This is a genomic window from Prevotella falsenii DSM 22864 = JCM 15124 (assembly GCF_000613945.1).
Classification (GTDB): Bacteria; Bacteroidota; Bacteroidia; order Bacteroidales; family Bacteroidaceae; genus Prevotella; species Prevotella falsenii.
Window position 1 is genome coordinate 1 of record NZ_BAJY01000061.1, and the last position, 3,800, is coordinate 3,800.

2 protein-coding genes and 1 pseudogene are annotated in these 3,800 nt (G+C 34.0%); 2 read left to right on the plus strand and 1 reads right to left on the minus strand.

The features are described from left to right. A pseudogene (locus JCM15124_RS12290) lies at window positions 1-437 on the minus strand (helix-turn-helix transcriptional regulator); the annotation flags it as partial. Window positions 438-1,116: 679 nt separating this feature from the next. Between JCM15124_RS12290 and JCM15124_RS12295 the strand changes: the two are divergent. Next, window positions 1,117-3,378 (plus strand): outer membrane beta-barrel family protein, encoded by a 2,262-nt coding sequence (locus JCM15124_RS12295; protein ID WP_024999646.1) that lies wholly within the window; start codon window positions 1,117-1,119, stop codon window positions 3,376-3,378. A 14-nt stretch (window positions 3,379-3,392) separates the two neighbouring features. Then, window positions 3,393-3,800, plus strand: a 408-nt coding sequence (locus JCM15124_RS12300; RefSeq protein WP_232220190.1) for a cysteine peptidase family C39 domain-containing protein, incomplete at its 3' end; no start/stop codon positions are given.

The following is a 3,800-nucleotide window of genomic DNA, read 5'->3' on the forward strand; positions in this document are numbered from 1 at the left end:
AATATCTTGCCCTCATCTGTCAATAAAATGGGAGTAAGCTGGTGGTTGATCAGTTTGCTCTTTGTTCCACTCGTCAGATGAAAGTGATATGACATGGAGCATTGGTATTTATCGACGTTATCGAAAGTATCAAAGAACTTAAACCCACTGCTATTTAGCTCAACAAGCATTTTTTGTTCGTCCTCCGGTACGTGTTCCAAGTAAAAGCTGTAACCCAATTCTTTTACTTCCTTTGCCGTATGACCACAAAGAAACAAAGGGTTGTCCGATACATAAAGAAATTCCTGCCTGTAATAATCTATCAAGTAAACACTCTGATAGGTAACACGTGCAAAAGCCTCTACCGTTTGAACCAATGTAGAGAGTACATTGGAATCATAGTCAGGTGCGTTGCGCACGGTGTTCGATGCTATAAAAAAGTCTTTTATGTCTGTCATATATGCTAAACGTGATAAGGTTCTCTGCTATATTTCACTACAAAAGTACATTTTTAATGCGGAATACCGCAAAAAGATTACACAAAAGTGTAAAAAACAAAGAGAGAAATGCCAAATTACACAAAAGTGTAAAGATATAATTTGGAGATATAAATATATTTGCAACAGAAATAATCAAGTCGATAAGATTATAAAGCAGACCAAACTGTTAAAAGGAAGCAATGCTGGAAGCTAAAAGATGGCAAATAATGATTTATAAGAAAAAGCAAAATTAAATTCACAGAGATAGTTGCTCCTGATAATATTCTCACAGAAGGATTAAACAATATAGATGGTAGTAGCATTTGGAAGAATCTCTTAAGATGCTTTACACTTAACGTAAGTCGCATGAGAAAGCAAGTTAAGCAAGTAATCTCGCAGATGTTCTTAAGCAAGTTCGCTAATAAAATAATGAGAGATTTTCTGTTTACTTTGTGAAGATAATTCCCTTAAAAAGCGATGGCTGTGTTTTTAACATTGCGAAAGCGGCTGTTTGGCAATGCAAAACCTACGATTTTAGCGTGTAAAACATCCGCTTTTAGAACGCAAAACAATAGGTTTTGTAATACGCTGACGAATAGACAGTTAAACAAGGTATGCAAGCTTTTCTCGAAAAATTTACATTAAATAAAATTAAGCTATGAATAGAATAATCACGTTTTTAGTGCTATGTTTTTCAGCACTTCAACTTACTGCGCAAAATATCAAGGGACAAGTTGTTGATGAACAACAACGGCCTTTACCCTATGCTAATGTATTATTGCTTACCCAAAAAGATTCAACATTGATAAAAGGAACTGTTACTAATAATCAAGGGCATTTTGAGTTAGCAATCCCTGAAGTTTCCTATATTATAAAAATTTCTTTTATAGGTTACGAACCTTGCTATTTAAATAACATGCAAGGAAATATCGGAGCTATACAGCTAAAAACTAATTCTACAGACCTTAACGCGGTTGTAGTAAAAGGAAGACGCCCAACAATTAAGGTAGGCTTGAATAAAATAGAGGTAAATGTTTCAAATTCCTATTTAAAATATATGGGAAAGGCTACTGCTATTCTTGGAAAAATCCCGGGGCTAACAAAAGACTTGCAATTGCTTGAAGGCGGAACTCCAACGTTTGTCCTTAATGGTAAACCTGTTGGAATCAAAGAGCTCTCAACAATACCATCTTCTGAAATAAAGAAAATTATAGTTGATTCAAATCCTAATGCAGAATATAGTGCCACATGTAAAGGTGTTGTATATATAACAACTACTAAAGCATTAGAGAATACTTTATCTACAGAAATATCTAATGCCTCGTTGTTTGCACGAAATTATATGAATATTGCTGATTTTACATTAAATGAAAAAAATAAAAATATAAGTAATTTACTTTCCGTTGGTTTCTTGTATTTAAATACAACCCAGATAGACAATACAACTGAGAGTGTCTATTTACCAGCAAGTACCATTTATAGCACCAAAGAACGTCATACCCGTGGACAAGGTCGTGCTCTAAATTGGTTTTATGCAATGAATTGGGATCTTTCTAATAAACAATCGTGGGGCCTTCAATATTCTGGTAATATAGGAAATACTCATACGAAAGAGCCTACATGGCAAAAAATGGATGCACAATCTATGGAGTACATTCAAAGTAAACGTGGAGTATCATATATTCACAACATAGGAATTAACTATAAATATTCATTTAATAAAACAAGTTCTCTCAAATTTATTGCAGACTACGCTCATCATAAGTCAGCAGACAATGGGTTCGCTAATGCGATTCCTTCGGTAACAACAAGTAGTTCAGGAATGTATGATATAGCTGGTGCTAAACTAACGTACAGCACAAATGCAAAATGGGGAAACTTTAGTACAGGTGTATTTACCTCTACAATGAAGAATAATGGAGGGTATTCATACAATAATGAAGAAGAAAATTATAAGACAAGGGAGACTCTGTATGGTGTTTTTACTTCATACTCTAAACGTATAAAAAAGTATGTCGTTCAAGTAGGTTTGAGAGTAGAAGCCGACAAAAGAAGGTTAGAATCACATGAAAAAGGTGTGTTTGCAGATTCTACAGAATGGAAAGTCTTCCCCAACTTAGTAGTAAATAGAGAATTAACAAAAATATCATCTATTGGTTTATCATTTGGTCAAAATATAGGGAGACCTACATATGCTAATTTAAATCCATCTATAGAGTATTACGATGCGATTTCTTATAAAGTTGGCAATCCGCAATTACGTCCTTGCATCTCTAACAACATTAAATTAAGTTATAATGTTGGCAATTTAACGACATCTGTAGTTTATAATTATAGCAAAAATAAGATCATTGAGTTGCCTTTTTGGAAAGAAAAAGGCATAGATAATAAAAATATTGAATGGCGACCTGTAAACTTTGAAAAATCATCATCTATAGTTGCCACTGCTATTTACTCTTATAACTTGGGATCAATACAAGGAGATATTAGCTTTTCTTGCTCTAAACCTTTTATGAAAGCTACTTTTTTAGGTGAGGAGCGAACGTGGAACAAACCTAATTATAATGTGAGTTTGTCAGTTCAATGCCCAATAAGTAGGACTTCGCTATTAGCTTTCGATGGAACTTTTGATAGTGCATATTCTGGAATGGTAACTAATCATCGTAGTTCTTGGACGTTGAACCTTACCTATATGCAACAATTGTGGAAGGAAAAACTAACATTACTTGTTGTAGCAAATGATATTTTTCATACAGATAGAAGTAATACTTGGAATATGGAATATAATAATATTCGCACAACGATGGATAGTAATTTCGATACTCAATATTTAATGGTTAAACTAAATTATAACTTTGGAAAATTAAAATTAGATAAAACAAAGAAGTCAGCATCTAAAGATATTATAGATAGATTATGATTATAAAATAAAAAATGAGAAAAAGATTTCCTTTTGTTTTACAACACGACTCTATGCAGTGTGGGGTAGCATGCTTAGCAATGATTTGTTCTTACTTTGAAAAGAACGAATGTATAGAGTATCTATCGGAGCGATGCTTTGCGACCACAGAAGGTGTTTCGCTACTTGCCATTGATAAAGTTGCTTCAAAGTTGGGGTTAAAAACTATAAGTGGAAGGGTTTCTGTTAAAACTATCACCGACCTTGAATTTCCCTGCATCCTCCATTGGAATCAAAACCATTTTGTTGTGCTGTATAAGGTCAAGAAAGGAAAGACTTTCTACATTGCAGACCCTGGGAAAGGACTTGTGAAGTACAACCTTGAGGAATTCAAGAAGCATTGGATTAGCACACAGTCTGACGGTGAGGAAAAGGGCGTTGCT